Source organism: Sneathiella litorea (assembly GCF_009882915.1).
Lineage (GTDB): Bacteria > Pseudomonadota > Alphaproteobacteria > Sneathiellales > Sneathiellaceae > Sneathiella > Sneathiella litorea.
This window is the reverse complement of sequence record NZ_WTUW01000001.1, coordinates 941,546-957,698: the sequence shown is the minus strand read 5'-3', so window position 1 is coordinate 957,698 and position 16,153 is coordinate 941,546. Positions and strand designations below refer to the sequence as shown.

General features: G+C 54.2%; 18 protein-coding genes. 6 read left to right on the top strand and 12 right to left on the bottom strand.

The features are described from left to right. Positions 1–26 precede the first annotated feature (26 nt). Positions 27–1,448, bottom strand: coding sequence for an amidase (locus tag GQE98_RS04565; RefSeq protein WP_161314448.1), 1,422 nt, complete (start codon positions 1,446–1,448; stop codon positions 27–29). Positions 1,449–1,546: 98 nt separating this feature from the next. Between GQE98_RS04565 and GQE98_RS04560 the strand changes: the two genes are divergently transcribed. Further along, positions 1,547–2,545, top strand: coding sequence for an adenosine kinase (locus GQE98_RS04560; protein WP_161314447.1), 999 nt, complete (start codon positions 1,547–1,549; stop codon positions 2,543–2,545). 17 nt (positions 2,546–2,562) lie between these two features. After that, a complete protein-coding gene (locus tag GQE98_RS04555; protein WP_161314446.1) occupies positions 2,563–4,281 on the top strand; it encodes an adenylate/guanylate cyclase domain-containing protein in 1,719 nt (572 codons plus the stop codon). On the opposite strand, the gene GQE98_RS04550 is transcribed toward GQE98_RS04555, so the two are convergent. The 8 genes from GQE98_RS04550 to GQE98_RS04515 form a co-directional block, all read right to left on the bottom strand. Then, positions 4,282–4,659: a histidine triad nucleotide-binding protein gene (locus tag GQE98_RS04550; RefSeq protein WP_161314445.1), complete on the bottom strand. Its 378-nt coding sequence runs from the start codon at positions 4,657–4,659 to the stop codon at positions 4,282–4,284. Next, positions 4,646–5,002 (bottom strand): phosphoribosyl-ATP diphosphatase, encoded by a 357-nt coding sequence (locus GQE98_RS04545; protein WP_161314444.1) that lies wholly within the window; start codon positions 5,000–5,002, stop codon positions 4,646–4,648. Before GQE98_RS04545 ends, GQE98_RS04550 begins: the two co-directional genes overlap by 14 nt. Continuing rightward, positions 4,999–5,772 (bottom strand): imidazole glycerol phosphate synthase subunit HisF, encoded by a 774-nt coding sequence (hisF, locus tag GQE98_RS04540; RefSeq protein WP_161314443.1) that lies wholly within the window; start codon positions 5,770–5,772, stop codon positions 4,999–5,001. Before hisF ends, GQE98_RS04545 begins: the two co-directional genes overlap by 4 nt. Beyond that, positions 5,765–6,499, bottom strand: coding sequence for a 1-(5-phosphoribosyl)-5-[(5-phosphoribosylamino)methylideneamino]imidazole-4-carboxamide isomerase (hisA, locus tag GQE98_RS04535; RefSeq protein ID WP_161314442.1), 735 nt, complete (start codon positions 6,497–6,499; stop codon positions 5,765–5,767). Before hisA ends, hisF begins: the two co-directional genes overlap by 8 nt. A gap of 5 nt (positions 6,500–6,504) precedes the next feature. After that, positions 6,505–7,050: a GNAT family N-acetyltransferase gene (locus GQE98_RS04530; protein ID WP_161314441.1), complete on the bottom strand. Its 546-nt coding sequence runs from the start codon at positions 7,048–7,050 to the stop codon at positions 6,505–6,507. A 1-nt stretch (position 7,051) separates the two neighbouring features. After that, positions 7,052–7,693, bottom strand: a complete 642-nt coding sequence (gene hisH, locus GQE98_RS04525; protein ID WP_161314440.1) for an imidazole glycerol phosphate synthase subunit HisH — start codon at positions 7,691–7,693, stop codon at positions 7,052–7,054. A gap of 43 nt (positions 7,694–7,736) precedes the next feature. Continuing rightward, on the bottom strand, positions 7,737–8,336 hold the full coding sequence (gene hisB, locus GQE98_RS04520; RefSeq protein WP_161314439.1) for an imidazoleglycerol-phosphate dehydratase HisB: 600 nt from the start codon (positions 8,334–8,336) through the stop codon (positions 7,737–7,739). A 109-nt stretch (positions 8,337–8,445) separates the two neighbouring features. Beyond that, positions 8,446–8,712: a hypothetical protein gene (locus GQE98_RS04515; RefSeq protein WP_161314438.1), complete on the bottom strand. Its 267-nt coding sequence runs from the start codon at positions 8,710–8,712 to the stop codon at positions 8,446–8,448. Between the two features lie 173 nt (positions 8,713–8,885). Between GQE98_RS04515 and hslV the strand changes: the two genes are divergently transcribed. Both hslV and hslU read left to right on the top strand, forming a co-directional pair. Next, positions 8,886–9,446, top strand: coding sequence for an ATP-dependent protease subunit HslV (gene hslV / locus GQE98_RS04510; protein ID WP_161314437.1), 561 nt, complete (start codon positions 8,886–8,888; stop codon positions 9,444–9,446). Continuing rightward, positions 9,439–10,749, top strand: a complete 1,311-nt coding sequence (hslU, locus tag GQE98_RS04505; protein WP_161314436.1) for an ATP-dependent protease ATPase subunit HslU — start codon at positions 9,439–9,441, stop codon at positions 10,747–10,749. The genes hslV and hslU overlap by 8 nt, the downstream gene beginning before the upstream one ends. A gap of 10 nt (positions 10,750–10,759) precedes the next feature. Here the strand turns inward: hslU and GQE98_RS04500 are convergent, their stop codons facing one another. Next, entirely contained in the window at positions 10,760–11,515 is a 756-nt protein-coding gene (locus tag GQE98_RS04500) for an enoyl-CoA hydratase/isomerase family protein (RefSeq protein WP_161314435.1), read from the bottom strand. A gap of 106 nt (positions 11,516–11,621) precedes the next feature. On the opposite strand from GQE98_RS04500, the gene GQE98_RS04495 reads away from it, so the two are divergent. Together GQE98_RS04495 and GQE98_RS04490 are read left to right on the top strand one after the other, a co-directional pair. After that, positions 11,622–12,455 (top strand): class I SAM-dependent methyltransferase, encoded by an 834-nt coding sequence (locus tag GQE98_RS04495; RefSeq protein WP_161314434.1) that lies wholly within the window; start codon positions 11,622–11,624, stop codon positions 12,453–12,455. 55 nt (positions 12,456–12,510) lie between these two features. Beyond that, a complete protein-coding gene (locus tag GQE98_RS04490; protein WP_161314433.1) occupies positions 12,511–13,869 on the top strand; it encodes an adenylate/guanylate cyclase domain-containing protein in 1,359 nt (452 codons plus the stop codon). A gap of 3 nt (positions 13,870–13,872) precedes the next feature. Here GQE98_RS04490 and GQE98_RS04485 read toward each other — a convergent pair whose 3' ends face one another. Further along, positions 13,873–15,057: an ABC transporter permease gene (locus GQE98_RS04485; protein WP_161314432.1), complete on the bottom strand. Its 1,185-nt coding sequence runs from the start codon at positions 15,055–15,057 to the stop codon at positions 13,873–13,875. Next, a complete protein-coding gene (locus tag GQE98_RS04480; protein ID WP_161314431.1) occupies positions 15,054–16,082 on the bottom strand; it encodes an ABC transporter permease in 1,029 nt (342 codons plus the stop codon). Before GQE98_RS04480 ends, GQE98_RS04485 begins: the two co-directional genes overlap by 4 nt. Positions 16,083–16,153 lie beyond the last annotated feature (71 nt).

Here is a 16,153-nt window from a genome sequence, read left to right as displayed (position 1 = left end):
TGACTCCGGTGCAAGATTTTTAGGGTTTATGCCGGTGTAATCGGATCAATCGGCACCTGCGACGCAAAGTCATGGTCGCGTTCAAACGCATAGGCCGCCTGAAGTACCCGGTCTTCGCGCGCATTTGGTCCCACGATCTGCAATCCCACGGGAAGACCACTTTTTGTGAACCCGCAAGGGATTGATATGGCCGGGCAGTTGGTTACCGTGATCATGGAAGGTAGCGCTAGCCAGGACATGTAGTTGTCAAACTTGACGCCGTTAACTTCCTCAACATAGCGTAATTTATGAGGAAAGGCGGGGACGATTGCCGCCGGTGTCAGCAAAAAGTCGTACTTCGAGAAAAATTGAACAACCCGCTGGTACAGATCGCCCTGCGCCCGCTGTGCCGCTCCAATGTCACCAGCGTTAAGTTTCGCGCCCTTTTCGATATTCCAGATAACTTCCGGCTTGAGCTTGTCGCGATGTTCTGCAAGGAGCGGCGCATGGTTGGCAATAAAAAGTTGCGCGCGCAGGGTCTGGAAAATCTCCTCGGCATCATGAAGGTCGGGGCAAGCTTCATCGACACCCTCACAATATCGCATGAAGTCCGCCGCCGCTTTCGCGCATATCTCGGCTACTTCCGGATCAACAGGACATTGACCGAGATCAGGGCTGTAAGCAATGCGACCAAATTTAGGGATATCCTTCAGGCTATCCACATAGGAGGTTTCAGGTGCTGGCAGACTGCCCGGATCGAGGATGTGCGACCCAGCCATCATATCAAGAAGCAACGCTGTATCTGGAACATTTCGGGCCATTGGCCCCTCCACCGGATAGGTCGCGAAGGGAAGGCGCAAGGGACCATGCGCCACTCTCTTTGGCGACGGACGCAAGCCCACAACACCGGTAAAACTAGCCGGGGTACGCAGACTACCTCCCAAATCGCTTCCCTGTGCCAGCCAGACCTGCCCCGAGGCCAGCGCTACTGCGGCCCCCCCAGAGGATCCAGCCGGTGTCAGCTCCGTATTCCAGGGATTCTTGGTCGTGCCAAAAACCTCATTAAAGGTCTGGCCGCCCGCACCAAATTCCGGCGTGTTTGATTTGCCAATGACAATACCGCCCCGCTCCTCCAGCCGCTCGACCATCACATCGGAATAGTCGGCAATGCGGTCGGCAAAAATTGGGGAACCGGAGGTGAACCGCACATCCTTGACAGGTGTCAGGTCCTTTATCGCAATGGGAAGGCCATGGAGATGCGTCTTCGAGCGATCTGCGGGATTTTCGTTTTCCAGCTTCGCCGCATGGGCCCGCGCACGATCGAAGCACAAAATCGGCATCGCATTAACAGTACCGTCCGTCTCCTTAATCCGCGTTTCGGAGGCGTCGAGAAGCTCGCTCGGGGATACTTTCCCCTTTTTCAGAAGGCCGACAACCTCCGTTGCCGTCATTTTTACCAAATCCGTCATCTCTAATCTCCTAATTCGCAACACGACGCAAAGCGTTCTTGCTCCGGCAGCCGCAAAGACTATACTCGCCCGATACCGGAGTAACGAGCGGGAATAGTATGACGAAGCGGATGTTTGACACAACCTGTATTGGCAATGCCATTGTCGATGTGATCAGTAAAGCGGATGACGCCTTTCTGGCGACAGAAAACCTGACGAAGAATTCGATGAACCTAATCGATAAGGCCCGTGCCGAAGAGCTCTATGCGAAGATGCAGTCGGCAATTGAAATGTCGGGAGGGTCTGCGGGAAATACGGCGGCAGGTGTCGCCTCTCTCGGCGGAAAATGTGCCTATATCGGCAAGGTCCGCGATGATCAGCTCGGCGATATTTTCAGCCATGATATCCGCGCTGCGGGGGTCACCTTCGAAACCGCGAAATCGACAAACGGCGCCGCAACGGCCCGTAGCCTCATTCTCGTGACACCGGATGCGCACCGCACGATGAATACCTATCTCGGCGCTTGCATAGAGCTGGGGCCGGAAGACATTGACCCGGAGATCATCGCCGCCTCCAAGGTGACTTATATGGAAGGCTATCTGTGGGACCCCGAGAACGGCAAGCAGGCATTTCGCAAAGCGGCCGAAATTTCCCATGACGCGGGGCAACGGGTCTCGCTTACCCTCTCTGACAGCTTCTGCGTCGATCGCTATCGCACGGAATTTCAGGAGTTTATCAAGGGCGGTGTCGACATTCTCTTCGCCAATGAAGATGAAATCAAATCCCTCTATGAAACGCAGAGATTTGATGAAGCCCTGGATACGGTGCGTGGACAGGTCGAGATAGCCTGCCTGACCCGTAGTGAAAAAGGTTCCGTCATTGTTAAGGGGTCGGAAGCCCATGCCATCCCGGCGGATACTGATATTGACGTTGTCGACACCACGGGCGCGGGCGATCTTTTTGCAGCCGGCTTCCTCTATGGCCTTACCAACGGTCATGATCTCGCCATGAGCGGGCGAATTGGTGCCATGGCGGCGGCGGAGGTTATCAGTCATTATGGCGCCCGACCGACGGCAGATCTGAAAAAGCTGTTACAACAGAAGCTGGCCGTCGTCTAAAAACTAAGGCATACCGGATGGAAAGACCACAGGGCCTAAAGCGAGTAGCATCGTCGATCCGAATAGCCCTTCGGCCGGACCGGATCCGACTGGCAAGCGGCGTTATTCTGATGGTGTTTCTAACCGGGCATCTTCTCAATCACGCGCTGGGGCTGATCTCACTTAACGCCATGGAGGTCGGTCGGGACATTTTCCTCGCTCTATGGCGGAGTGTTCCCGGCACGATCCTGTTACTCGGTGCCATAAGCCTTCATATTGCCCTGGTATTCTACAAGCTGCTCCGGCATCGGTCGTACCGCCGCCTATCGGGCAAGGACATCCTGCAAATCACCCTTGGGCTTTTCATTCCACCCCTCGTTATCCTCCATATCATTGGCACCCGCGTTGCCCATGAAATTTATGGCCTTGAAGACAGCTATACATTTGTACTGTTCAGCCTGTGGGTAGCGACACCAACCCTTGCCTTGCTGCAAAGTATCGCCCTGATTGTTGCCTGGATACATGGCTGTCTCGGCATACATTTCTGGCTCCGGCTAAAGCCTTGGTATGAAAAGAAATTTTCACTCCTTTATAGTCTTGCACTGATCCTGCCTGTTATCTCGCTGAGCGGCTTCATCAATGGGGCGAATGAAGTGGAACGGTTGTTCGCGGATGCGGACTGGCGCGATGCCTTTTTCGCCCGCCTTGACTTACCGCCAGATCTCATCGGCTGGGCTTATACAACGCGGGATATCGGTTTTCTCGTGATGTTTGCGGCGCTTGGAGTCCTTATCCTCAGCCGACTTTACTGGACCATCCGTTTTCGGCGTCGCAAAGTTAATGCCATTACTTATCCGGATGAAAAAATTGTTCTTGCGGCGCCAGGCCTTTCCATTCTGGAAGCAAGCCAGTTGGGTAATATTCCTCATGCGTCGGTCTGCGGTGGACGCGGACGTTGTTCCACCTGTCGCGTCCGTATTATGGAGGGGTGGGATAAACTGAACCCGCCAAGTGACAAGGAAATTGCCGTGCTTCGCCGCGTAGGTGCACCGGAGGGAACCCGCCTCGCCTGCCAGAGCGTTCCGACCGGCGATGTGTCCGTTATCCCGCTTTTGCCGACAACCGCGACTGTGCGACAGGCTTTCAATCAACCCGCCTATCTACAGGGGCAGGAAAGGGAAATCGCAATCCTGTTCGCTGACTTGCGGGCCTTCACCAAATTTTCCGAGCAAAAACTTCCCTATGACGTGGTGTTCGTAATCAACCAGTATTTCCGCCATATGGGTGAAGCAATTGAGGAAAATGGCGGACATCTGGATAAATTCATCGGGGATGGCGTCATGGCGCTATTCGGCCTGAGCGAAAATAGCAAAACCGCCAGCCGCATGGCCTTAAACGCCGCCCGGTCGATGGCCAATGAGCTTGAAATAATGAACGAGAACCTCAAAACGGATCTACCCTCACCGCTTAAAATAGGGATCGGTATACATGTCGGGCAGGTCATCGTCGGTCAAATGGGCTATGGCAGCGCCACGTCGATCACCGCAATCGGCGACCCGGTCAACACCGCAAGCCGTCTCGAATCCTTGACCAAGGAATACGCCAGCCAGCTAATTTTTTCAGACAAGGTAGCAAAATTTGCGGAAGATGATTTTTCAGAATTGCGCCATGAAAGCGTGGACATACGCGGACGTGTTGAACCGCTCGGCATTTATATTGTTAAAGACGCCCGGCGCCTGCCTTACTTCACGGTCTGATCAGTCGCCCGTCATTCCTTCCGTCATGCCCGCCTCTCCAAGTGGCTTGCCAGACATGATATGAATATGGAAATGCGGCACCAGCTGGCCTGAATTCTTACCCGTATTGGCAACCAGCCTGTAACCATCCTCACGAAGGCCAAGCTGATGCGTAATCTCGACAACCTTCGAGAAGAAATTGCTGACTTCTTCGGGCGCGCCATTAAGAACGAAATCATCCATATCGATATAGGGGCGTTTTGGGATTACCAGCACATGGACAGGTGTTCTGGGCGCAATATCGTTGAACGCAAGAACGCTCTCATCCTCATAAACAGTTGTGTTCGGAATTTCGCCTCTCAGTATTTTGGCAAATACATTGTCGTTATCGTAGGCCATTTTTCTTTTCTCCATCATTCTTTCGCGCCGCCTTCTCCGCAAGGCCCGACTGACCTTCACGCGCTTCTAATTTGGCATAGATATCGGCAGGGTCAACATCCGCATTCGCCCAGAGAACACTTAAATGATAGAGGAGGTCCGCACTCTCCGAAATAATCTCATCGCGATCCTCTAGCGCAGCAGCAATGGCGAGCTCGACCGCTTCCTCGCCCACTTTCTGGGCAATCTTTGCACTCCCTTTTGTGTAAAGCTTTGCCGTGTAGGACTGAGCCGGATCACCGCCTTTTCGTGCTGCCACAGTCGCGAAAAGTCTGTCCAGGCCACCTAAATCATCCTTGCTCATGCCATGTCCTCTTCCAGCCGAACCGCAATGCCGGCGTCGCGCATCGCCTCTTTCGCCTCTTTGATCGTGAATTCGCCAAAATGAAAGATCGAGGCCGCAAGTACCGCTGTCGCATGTCCGTCGCGAATGCCTTCTGCGAGATGTTCAAGCGCACCGACACCACCCGAGGCAATAACCGGGACCGGAATGGCATCAGCCACTGCACGGGTTAGCGGGATATTAAAGCCCGAACGCGTACCATCACGGTCCATGGAGGTCAGCAGGATTTCACCTGCGCCGTAGTCCGTCATCCTTTTCGCCCACTCTATGGCATCAATGCCTGTGGCCTCTCGTCCGCCATGGGTAAAAATCTCAAACTTGTCTGGCCCGGTCTGCTTGGCATCGATGGCAACAACGATACATTGACTGCCGAACTGTTCCGCCGCTTCCCGCACGAAATCGGGCCGCTTGACCGCCGCGCTATTGATCGACACCTTGTCCGCCCCAGCCAGCAACAGTTTTCGCACATCTTCCACCTGGCGAACACCGCCGCCAACAGTGAGTGGCATAAAGCATTGCTCTGCTGTCCGTCGCACAACATCGTAAATCGTTTCGCGATTGTCAGAGGTTGCGGTGATATCAAGGAAGCAAAGCTCGTCTGCGCCTTGCGCATCATAGATACGCGCCTGCTCCACCGGGTCACCCGCATCAATCAGATCAACAAAATTGACGCCCTTGACAACGCGTCCGTCCTTTACGTCAAGGCAGGGTATGACGCGCGCCTTAAGCATTGTCGCGCCTCACAAGCTCGATCGCCGCTGCTGGATCAATCCGCCCGTCATAAAGCGCGCGACCGATGATTACGCCCTCAATCCCGCTTGTCTCGACAGCCAGAAGTTTCTCGATATCGACAATGGAGGCTACCCCGCCCGAAGCAATCACCGGTATTGAAATCGCGGCGGCAAGATCGCGCGTTGCCTCGACATTCACGCCCTGCAGCGCGCCATCGCGGTCGATATCCGTATAGATGATCGCCTCTACGCCCGCATCCTCGAACTTGCGAGCGAGATCAAGAGCGGAAGTTTCACTGGTTTCCGCCCAGCCTTCCACGGCAACCATGCCATCCCGCGCATCAATACCCACGGCAATATGTCCCGGAAATGTCTTGCAGGCTTCTTTCACCAGTGCCGGGTTACGAAGAGCAATCGTACCGAGAATGACCCTGCTCAACCCCTTTTCAAGCCACATCCCGATGGTTGCCAGATCACGAATGCCACCACCTAGCTGCGTTGGAGCATCTGTCGCCGCCAGAATACTTTCCACAGCGCTCGCATTGACCGGCTTGCCTTCGAATGCACCATTCAAGTCTACAAGATGCAATCGGTCAAACCCCGCTGTTTTGAAGGCACGCGCCTGATCAGCCGGGTCAGTATTAAAAACTGTCGCAGCGTCCATTTCGCCGCGCAACAGGCGGACGCAGTTGCCATCCTTCAGGTCAATAGCCGGATACAAGTTCATCGCCGTTACAGCTCCACCAGTTCTTTTTTGTAATAATGTCCGTCTACGTAACGATCGCCGTTCCAGGCATAGTTCGTCTTGGTCGCCCATTTCTCATAGCCATTCGCTTCAAGCAGCGCGATAGCCGCAGACTGGGTTTCGCGCACATCCACCTCGAGTATCTTGAAGCCCTGCTCCTTTGCACTTTTCTCAATCACCGCAAGAAGGCCGATGGCAAGGCCGTGACCGCGCGCGTAAGGCGCGATGAAGAAAGTCGCGACCTGTGCAATATGGGCCCCGGCCTCGTTATTCGAGAAAGGCTTCACAAGCTGGCCAGAGCCGACGATGCGTCCTTCGAAGCGGGCGCAATAAAGCTCCCGCACCGGGACCATCAATACGCCCTTCCAGAAATTCTCCTGCACCGAGCGGCGCGGGGGAGTCAGCCAGCCAAACCCGTTCCCGTCAACGATCGCTTCTTCTGCAGCTTCGCACAGGTCGTCAAGATCGGCCGGGTCGAATTCCTTTATTGCCTCGATGACCGGCTGTTGAATATATCTGGTATTATCTACCATTCTAAGGATTCCATCTCAAAAAATTCGCTATCAGCTGAAGACCCGTCTCCTGGCTTTTCTCCGGATGAAATTGTGTGCCGATCATGTTGTCCCGACCGACAATCGCCGTGACGGGCCCGCCATAATCCACGGTCGCCAGAATATGGGCCGGGTCCTGAGCCGCCAGATGATAACTATGCACAAAGTACGCATGCTGACCGCTCTCTATACCGTCGAATAAAGGATGGTGCGCGTCAATCTGTAACTCGTTCCACCCCATATGCGGGATTTTCAGCTCCGGATCATTCGGGGTTAGTTTTACAACATCTCCCGCGATCCAGCCAAGCCCTTCCGTCGTGCCGTGTTCGATCCCCCGGCTCGCCATGAGCTGCATTCCGACACAAATACCGAAAAAGGGTCGGCCTTTTTCTATTACCGCCTTCTGCAGGGCCTCAACCATGCCATCGACAGCGAGGAGACCGTTCTTGCAGGCCCGAAAGGCGCCAACGCCCGGCAACACGATGCGGTCAGCAGCAGCAACCTCCGCGGGATGGCTGGTCACCTCGATCGCCATTTTCAATCCGGCTTCCCGGCTGGATCGTTCAAACGCCTTCGCGGCGGAGCGCAGGTTGCCCGAACCATAGTCAATAATTACAGTCTTCATATCCGGTACAATTTCTTCCGCAGACTAATGCGGCAATTCGAAACTAGAGGCTTTGACCGAGCGTTCCCTTGGTGGAAGGTACGGCGTCCGCCCGGCGTGGATCGATCTCAATGGCATCGCGCAAAGACCGCGCCAATGCCTTGAAACAACTTTCCACGATATGATGGTTGTTGGTGCCGTAAAGATTTTCCACATGCAGCGTAATGCCCGCTGCCTGCGCGAAGGCCTGGAACCATTCTTTGAACAATTCCGTATCCATCTCACCCAGCTTGTCACGGCTGAACTCAACTTTCCAGATCAGATAGGGCCGCTTGGAAATATCCAGTGCCACGCGGGTCAGGGTCTCGTCCATCGGGATATGCGCCTCGGCATAACGGCGAATACCCTTGAGGTCCCCGAGAGCTTCAGCAAATGCTTCACCGATGGCAATGCCGGTGTCTTCCGTTGTGTGATGATAATCGATATGCAAATCGCCGTCCGCCCGCACTTTCAGGTCCATCAGGCTGTGACGGGAGAGCTGCTCCAGCATATGATCGAGAAAACCGATACCTGTCTTGACATCATACACGCCCGTGCCATCAAGATTGAGTTCAACCTCGATGTCGGTTTCCTTTGTTTTCCGCTTCATCGTTCCTACGCGCATGAATTATCCTTCCAGCCGGGCACTTTACCGCGTGAATACTGGCGAGGATATAGCAGGTACAGTGCAGAAAACCAAGCCTTAGAGACAATGACAATTGTGAAAGATTGCGTTACCGGCTCCCAATTTCATCGGATATGGGTGCAACGGCCGCCATTGCTATATTTCCATCAGCCTTTTGCTCCGCCATTGTGCCTGTATTGGCCGTGCCCTTGATGAGTTCTTCGGCAAGATTGAGGGCAAACTCAATGCGATCCCCGAGTTCCTTGTAATTGTCCTTTAAAGCATCGGCATGAATATAGCTCAATATCTCGAAAATCGCCCGAAGGTTGGAGGCTTTATCCGCGGCGGTGGCCTCTATGTCACTTTCTGTAAACATCTGTCTCTCCTTCGTTGCACATCCATTTGCAGGAATGACGTTCCATTCTGTTAGTTGTGAAGGGTGGTATCGACAAAAATACATGGATCATCAGGGACAAAGCCCTTTGCACCTTGACCCGTGCGGCAAAATAGTTACATCGTCAAGGCAAGTTTAAAAAATGAAGAGTCCCTATGTCCGAAAAAATCGAAAGTTGGCACGGTACGACAATATTGTCCGTGCGCAAGAACGGAACCGTAGTGGTTGCCGGAGATGGCCAGGTATCGCTTGGTCAAACTGTCATCAAGTCTAACGCGCGCAAGGTCCGCCGGATCGGCACCAAAAATGATGTCATTGTCGGTTTCGCCGGTGCAACAGCTGATGCCTTCACGTTATTTGAGCGACTGGAAGGCAAGCTGGAGCAACATCCGGGCAACCTGACCCGCGCCTGCGTCGAACTGGCGAAAGACTGGCGGACGGATAAATACCTGCGCCGTCTTGAGGCCATGATGGCCGTCGCCAACAAGGATGTTTCCCTGATCCTGACCGGGACTGGCGACGTACTGGAGCCTGAAGACGGTATCATCGCCATTGGGTCCGGTGGCAACTATGCGCTGGCTGCGGCACGGGCGCTGATCGATCGCGAGGATATGGAAGCGAAGGACATCGCCCAGAAAGCCATGTCGATCGCGGCCCAGATCTGCGTATACACGAATGAGAGCGTTATTATCGAAAGTATTGGTAAGAATGACTAATTTATCACCGCGGGAAATCGTCTACGAGCTGGACCGTTATATCATTGGCCAGTCGGACGCCAAGAAATCCGTCGCTATCGCCCTTCGTAACCGGTGGCGCCGGCAGCAATTGCCCGAAGAAATGCGCGAAGAAGTGCTGCCCAAGAACATCCTGATGATCGGCCCGACGGGCGTCGGTAAAACGGAAATCTCCCGGCGGCTCGCTAAACTCGCCCATGCGCCTTTCCTGAAAGTCGAGGCCACGAAATTCACTGAGGTCGGCTATGTCGGGCGCGATGTGGAACAGATTGTCCGCGACCTGATGGAAATCGCCCTCAACATGGTGCGGGAGGATCAGCGCCAACAGGTTATCGCCAAGGCAGAACTTGCCGCGGAAGAGCGGGTGCTGGATGCGCTGGTCGGTCCCAAGGCCTCCCCCGATACGCGCCAGAAGTTCCGCAAAATGTTGCGCGAAGGCGAGCTGGACGAGAAGGAAATCGAACTGGAATTGGTAGATACCGGAAGTTCCGGGCTTCCGACGTTCGATATTCCGGGCATGCCTGGTGCCCAGATGGGGATGCTTAATCTCAACGATATGCTGGGCAAGCTAGGCGGCCAACGCACGAAACCGCGCAAGATGCAGGTGAAAGACAGCTACAAGATTCTCATAAACGAGGAAAGCGACAAGCTTCTCGACGAGGATGCAGTTGTCCGCGACGCCATCAAGCTGGTTGAAAACAATGGCATCGTCTTCCTCGATGAGATTGACAAGATCTGCGCCCGTAGCGACCGCCAGGGCGCGGATATCAGCCGCGAAGGTGTACAACGTGACCTGCTGCCCCTGATTGAGGGCACCATCGTCAGCACGAAATACGGCACAGTACGGACGGATCATATCCTTTTTGTCGCCTCCGGTGCCTTTCACATCGCCAAGCCCTCGGACCTGCTGCCGGAACTTCAGGGCCGGCTGCCGATCCGGGTTGAGCTGAGAGCACTGACCAAGGATGACTTCAAGCGCATCCTGACCGAACCGGAAGCGAGCCTGATCAAGCAGTATGTCGCGCTAATGGAGACAGAGGAAGTACATCTTAACTTCACCGATGATGCGATTGAGGCGATTGCCAGCATTTCCGCTGACGTGAACGCAGCGGTCGAGAATATCGGTGCCCGCCGGCTACACACGGTGCTGGAGCGTGTGCTGGAGGACATCAGCTATCATGCCTCGGATAAAGGCGGCACGGTCGTTAATATCGACAAGGATTATGTCGAAGAGCATCTTGGCGAACTGGCGACGAATATGGACCTTTCCAAATTCATCCTCTAGGCCGGAGTGGTTAAGCGCCCTTGAAATTGGCGGGGCGCTTTTCCGCCAGCGCCTGCTTACCTTCGATAAAATCGTCTGATTGCAGACATTGAAGCTGGAACTGGCGAGCTTTCGCCACATCCAGCTCCCCGCGGGCGATATCATTGAGTGTTTCCTTCATCCCACGCAAGGAAAGCGGAGCGAGGGCCGCAATATCCTGTGTCAACGCCTCCGTTCGCGCCTCCAACTCCTCCGGCGTGACCAGAAAATCCAGAAACCCGATTGCCTTCAATTCCTCCGCCGACATCCTTTCGCAGGCGAGGAAGAAACGCTTTGCCGGCCCCAGCCCAAGGCGGGCGACGGCGCGCGCCAGACCCGCAGGCGGATAGTGAATACCAATCCGCGCAGGCGGAATAAAGGAGCTCATGGTCGTGATCCCAATCCGGAAATCACAGGACAATGCAAGATCGGCGCCACCGCCATAAACGCCGCCGTTCAACGCACAGATCGTCGGAAAGGGAAGCCGCTCAACCACATCGGTAAGCTGTTCCAGCGGATTTTCATCGAAATTATAACGGCCAAGTTCCCCAAGGTCGGCGCCCGCACAAAAACTTTTTCCCGTCCCCGTCAGGACCATCACCCGCAACGATTTATCTTCCGCCTTCTCAGTAAGTCCCTCACGCAACGCCTTCATGGTAGCAGGCGAGAGCTTGTTGTGCTGCGCCGGATTGTCAAGGCGCACTCTAAGAGTGGTATTTTCAACGTTGATATGAAAAGATGCGCCCATTAACAGTGTCCTTTTTGTTTTTCTTGAATTCGTCCCGACCATAAAGAGATTGCCGCAGCCACGCCATGCAAAATAATCAAATATTTGACTCTCGGAAAGACCTGCCATGAGCCTGCGTCGCCTGCGCATGGGCCTGAATACTGTTCTCGGCCTGAAGAAAGAAGGATTCTTTATTCCCTACCGCTATGCCGCGAGCCTGCCGGATGCGGAAGCACGCCAACCGTATCGCGCAATAGAAACTTTCATGGCGGCGCGGGAAGCAGATTTTGCCAAACGCCTTGATAATCTGGCCGCCTACAGGGACATATTCGAAGGTTTTGGCACATTGCCGCCGCCTGAGCCCCGGTTCGAGCAAGACTGGTTTCCCCGGCTGGATGCCGCGATCTCCTATGCTATGGTAAGACAGGAAAAACCTGCGCGAATTGTTGAGGTGGGCTCGGGTCACTCGACGCGTTTTATGGCGCGGGCGATCAAGGATGGTAATCTTTCAACGGAATTCACCGCGATTGACCCCGCCCCGCGCGCGGCCATTGAATCATTGCCCATTCAGGTAATCCATAAAACCCTGCATGAGGTGGAGAAGGCCCCTTTTACCAAACTTGCCGCCGGCGATATCCTGTTTATCGATAGCAGCCATATCGCTATGCCAGGAAGTGACGTCGACCACCTGTTTCTGGATATTCTGCCATCCTTGCCGCCGGGAGTGTTTATCCATATCCACGATATTTTCCTGCCAGACGACTATCCGGCAAGCTGGGATTGGCGCGGATATAACGAACAGCAGATCACCGCCCCGCTGTTCCTTGGAGGAGGATTCGAACTCATATTTTCGAGTGCCTACGTCGCAACCCGTATGAAGAAAATGCTGGCGCAATCTACGGTCGGTGGGCTGCCCCTACCTCAGGGAGCGTTTGAAACAAGTCTTTGGATACGAAAATAGGCAATCACAGGAAAATGAAGGTTTTTGCTTTCTAATTTACCGGGAATGGGCGCATATGTTGGGGATGTGGAGAAACTTACAAAGAGCCATCCTCGGGGAGGAAATCGACGGGAAGCTGCCCGACCGTGTACAGGACGCTATCAAGCGGCAGCAGACGCAGTCGGAAATACTGATCGCCTGGGTACAGGTTTTTATCGTTGTTACCTTCTCCACCCTCTACGCTCTGTCGCCAAAAACCTTCGCGGCCGATGTCATGTTTGCGCCGGTACCCTATGCCTTGATGATCTATGGCCTGTTCACCGCGCTTCGCCTGTTGCTTGCTTATTTCAGTAAGATGCCCGCCTGGTTTATCGGCATTTCTGTCATTGCCGACATGGCGCTATTGATGTTCCTGATCTGGAGCTTCCATATCCAGTATGAGCAGCCACCATCTTTCTACCTGAAGGCCCCGACCCTCCTGTATGTCTTTATCTTTATTGCCCTTCGTGCGCTTCGGTTTGAGGCAACCTATGTGCTGCTGGCTGGTGCCTCCGCAGCGATCGGCTGGCTTATCCTGCTTGGATATGCAGTTCAGATTGATGGAGGAATGGCACAAATCACGCGAAACTACGTCGAGTTCACCATGTCTCACAAGATACTGCTCGGCGCAGAATTCGATAAGGTGATCAGCATTGTCGTGGTGACGCTCATTATCGCACTTGTGATTGTGCGCGCACGTCGGCTGCTGATCCATTCGGTGGCACAGGCGACAGCAGCGGAGGATTTATCGCGCTTCTTCTCACCAGAAATCGCGGCACAGATTACCCATTCGGAAAGCTGGATCGAACCGGGCACCGGCGAAAGTCGTCAGGCGGCTATATTGCATTGTGATCTGCAGGGCTTCACTAAACTCTCAATGGAGCGGCCAGCGAATGAGGTCATCTCGCTTCTGGCCGAGTATCAATCGCGCATGGTGCCGGTCATCCAGAAACATGGTGGCACCATCGACAAGTTCCTCGGCGATGGTATTCTGGCAACCTTCGGTGCGGCAGTGTCAACGGAGCAGTATGCCGCGGACTGCCTGCGAGCGATGGAGTACCTGGAAAGAGAAGCCGCCACCTGGAATAGCGAACGGAAAGCGGAAGGAAAAGATCCCATGACCGTTCGATTCGTCTCCGCTGTTGGAGCAATCGTCTTCGGCGCGGTCGGCGATAACAGCAGGCTGGAATATACGGTGATCGGGGAACCGGTCAATCTTGCCGCCAAACTCGACAAACATGCCAAGGATGAAAATGCGACAAGCGTCACCACGCGCGAGGCGCTGGACCTCGCCAAGGCGCAGGGCTATACGCCACGGGCCCAACTGGAGCTTCGCGAGGCGCGTCATGTTGAGGGGGTCAATGGGACCGTCGACCTCGTAATATTCCGCCCCTGAGACCTACTTGTAGGGGTCTGCTGCATCCCGCAAGCCATCTCCCAGGAAGTTAAAGGCCAGCACGATGATAATCACCGGCAACACCGGATAAATCAGCCAGGGCGTCGTCGCCACCGCGTTGATATTGGTCGTCTCATTGAGGAGAACCCCCCAAGACGTGATTGGCGGTCTGAGGCCAAGGCCAAGGAACGACAGGGCCGTCTCCCCCAAAATCATGCTCGGGATGGCAAGGCTGGCACTGGCGATTAGATGGCTGGCAAATGACGGCAGCAGATGACGGCCGATAATCCGTTTCGGCTTTGCGCCCATGAGCTGCGCTGCGGTACAGAAATCTTCCTCCCGGAGTGAGAGGAACTTGGATCTCACCGCACGGGCAAGTCCTGGCCAGTCAAGCAGCCCGAGGATAACCGTCAGGCCAAAGAAAACGAGGATCGGCGACCATGTGACCGGCAGCGCCGCAGAGAGCGCCAACCAGAGTGGCAGCTGCGGCAATGATTTCAACAACTCGATTGTTCGCTGGATAACATTGTCGATCCACCCGCCGTAATAGCCGGAAATGCCACCTAAAATAATGCCAAGGGTGAAGCTGATGGCAATGCCGATCAGTCCAATGGAGAGGGAAATCCGCGCGCCATAAATTATGCGCGACAGGATATCCCGCCCGAGCCGGTCCGTACCGAGCCAAAAGAAAGACGCCAGTTTCTTCTCGTCTGGACAAACAAGGTGTAAATTTGCGTCAAACAGGCCCCAGAATTCATACTCATCCCCGGCGCAGAAAAACCGCAAGGGGTAAGGCTTGCTTGTGTTCACATCATATTCGCGCTTCAGCGTTTCACGGTTAAGCCGTTGTTTATAGCCATAGACAAACGGGCCAATGAATTCACCCTCATGAAACAGATGGATCGACTGCGGCGGCGCGAAGATATATTTCGTATGCCGCGTCTGCAGATCATAAGGTGCCAGAAACTCCGAGATCAGGATCGAGATATAGAACAGCAACAGGATGATGCCACTAATGACAGCAATCCGGTGGCGCCGGAACTTCCACCACATCATCTGCCATTGCGACGCCATATAGAAGCGTTCCTGCTCGGGCGTGAATTTCTCGACCGAGTGGGGATCGAAAGGATCCTTCGAATGCCAATGCTCGAGTGGTGGCTCCTTGTTTGGTCCGGTCGTATCCGTCATTTTGTCGCCCCCCCGGACAATCTTATGCGTGGATCAAGGACCGCCAGCAATACGTCTGAGACAAACATGCCCACTACCGTCAACAGCGCCAGGAACATCAGCAGAGAACCCGCCATATACTGGTCCTGGTTCCGCAGCGCCTCAAGCAGGAGCGGACCGACGGTCGGCAAGCTCAAAACCATGCTGACAATAACTGAGCCGGAAATCACATCGGGCAACAGGTTACCAATATCGGCAATAAAGGGATTCAGCGACATGCGGATCGGATATTTGATGAGCGCCTTCAGCCGCGGTACACCCTTTGCCTTCGCCGTCGTTACATACTGCTTCTGCAACTCGTCCAGCAAATTAGCCCGAAGACGCCGGATCATTGAGGCCGTTCCGCTCGTGCCGATCACGATCACCGGAACTATCATATGATCGACAACCGACATCGCCTTTTCAAAGCTCCAGGGCTGGTTGATATATTTGTCATCCATCAACCCGCCAATGGAAACCCCGAAATAGACATTGGCATAATAGAGCAGCACCATGGCAAGCAGGAAATTCGGGGTTGCAAGACCAAGATACCCGATCAGCGTAAACCCGTAGTCTCCGATGGAATATTGCCGTGTCGCCGAATAAACACCGATCGGGAAAGCGACAATATAGATAAAGAGAATAGTCGAGAAATTAATCAGGAAGGAAAGACCGAGCCGATCTCCCACAACCTCCTTCACCGGCAAATCATAGGCAAAGGACTGACCCCAATCTCCCTGTATCAGGCCGGAAAAGCCGTTCGGGCCGGGCCAGAACCCCATCCAGAGCGCATATTGCTCAATTGGCGATTTATCAAGGGCATATTGTTCACGGTAAAAGGCGATCTTCGCCATTGCAGAAGCAGATTCGCCCTGGGAGCGTAATTCTTCAAGCTGGTTGGAAAGGTAGTCGCCGGGCGGCAACTGGATAATAACGAATGTCAGAATACTAATCACCAACAGGGTCGGGATCATAATCAACACTCTATGTACAAAATAGGTAAACATTCAACTCCGCCCCGCGAGATACCGATTATTCATCGGTAATGCCGCCATACCATTTTTGTATTGTTCGCGAA

Bases quoted from the DNA above. Each gene is read 5' to 3' on its own strand.
- hslU (WP_161314436.1), top strand. From the start codon at position 9,439: ATGACTAATTTATCACCGCGGGAAATCGTCTACGAGCTGGACCGTTAT.
- hisH (WP_161314440.1), bottom strand. From the start codon at position 7,693: ATGAAGACTGTAATTATTGACTATGGTTCGGGCAACCTGCGCTCCGCC.
- GQE98_RS04500 (WP_161314435.1), bottom strand. From the start codon at position 11,515: ATGGGCGCATCTTTTCATATCAACGTTGAAAATACCACTCTTAGAGTG.
- GQE98_RS04485 (WP_161314432.1), bottom strand. From the start codon at position 15,057: ATGACGGATACGACCGGACCAAACAAGGAGCCACCACTCGAGCATTGG.
- GQE98_RS04565 (WP_161314448.1), bottom strand. From the start codon at position 1,448: ATGACGGATTTGGTAAAAATGACGGCAACGGAGGTTGTCGGCCTTCTG.
- hisB (WP_161314439.1), bottom strand. From the start codon at position 8,336: ATGCGCGTAGGAACGATGAAGCGGAAAACAAAGGAAACCGACATCGAG.
- GQE98_RS04530 (WP_161314441.1), bottom strand. From the start codon at position 7,050: ATGGTAGATAATACCAGATATATTCAACAGCCGGTCATCGAGGCAATA.
- hslV (WP_161314437.1), top strand. From the start codon at position 8,886: ATGTCCGAAAAAATCGAAAGTTGGCACGGTACGACAATATTGTCCGTG.
- hisF (WP_161314443.1), bottom strand. From the start codon at position 5,772: ATGCTTAAGGCGCGCGTCATACCCTGCCTTGACGTAAAGGACGGACGC.
- GQE98_RS04550 (WP_161314445.1), bottom strand. From the start codon at position 4,659: ATGGCCTACGATAACGACAATGTATTTGCCAAAATACTGAGAGGCGAA.
- GQE98_RS04480 (WP_161314431.1), bottom strand. From the start codon at position 16,082: ATGTTTACCTATTTTGTACATAGAGTGTTGATTATGATCCCGACCCTG.
- GQE98_RS04490 (WP_161314433.1), top strand. From the start codon at position 12,511: ATGTTGGGGATGTGGAGAAACTTACAAAGAGCCATCCTCGGGGAGGAA.
- GQE98_RS04560 (WP_161314447.1), top strand. From the start codon at position 1,547: ATGACGAAGCGGATGTTTGACACAACCTGTATTGGCAATGCCATTGTC.
- hisA (WP_161314442.1), bottom strand. From the start codon at position 6,499: ATGAACTTGTATCCGGCTATTGACCTGAAGGATGGCAACTGCGTCCGC.
- GQE98_RS04545 (WP_161314444.1), bottom strand. From the start codon at position 5,002: ATGAGCAAGGATGATTTAGGTGGCCTGGACAGACTTTTCGCGACTGTG.
- GQE98_RS04555 (WP_161314446.1), top strand. From the start codon at position 2,563: ATGGAAAGACCACAGGGCCTAAAGCGAGTAGCATCGTCGATCCGAATA.
- GQE98_RS04515 (WP_161314438.1), bottom strand. From the start codon at position 8,712: ATGTTTACAGAAAGTGACATAGAGGCCACCGCCGCGGATAAAGCCTCC.
- GQE98_RS04495 (WP_161314434.1), top strand. From the start codon at position 11,622: ATGAGCCTGCGTCGCCTGCGCATGGGCCTGAATACTGTTCTCGGCCTG.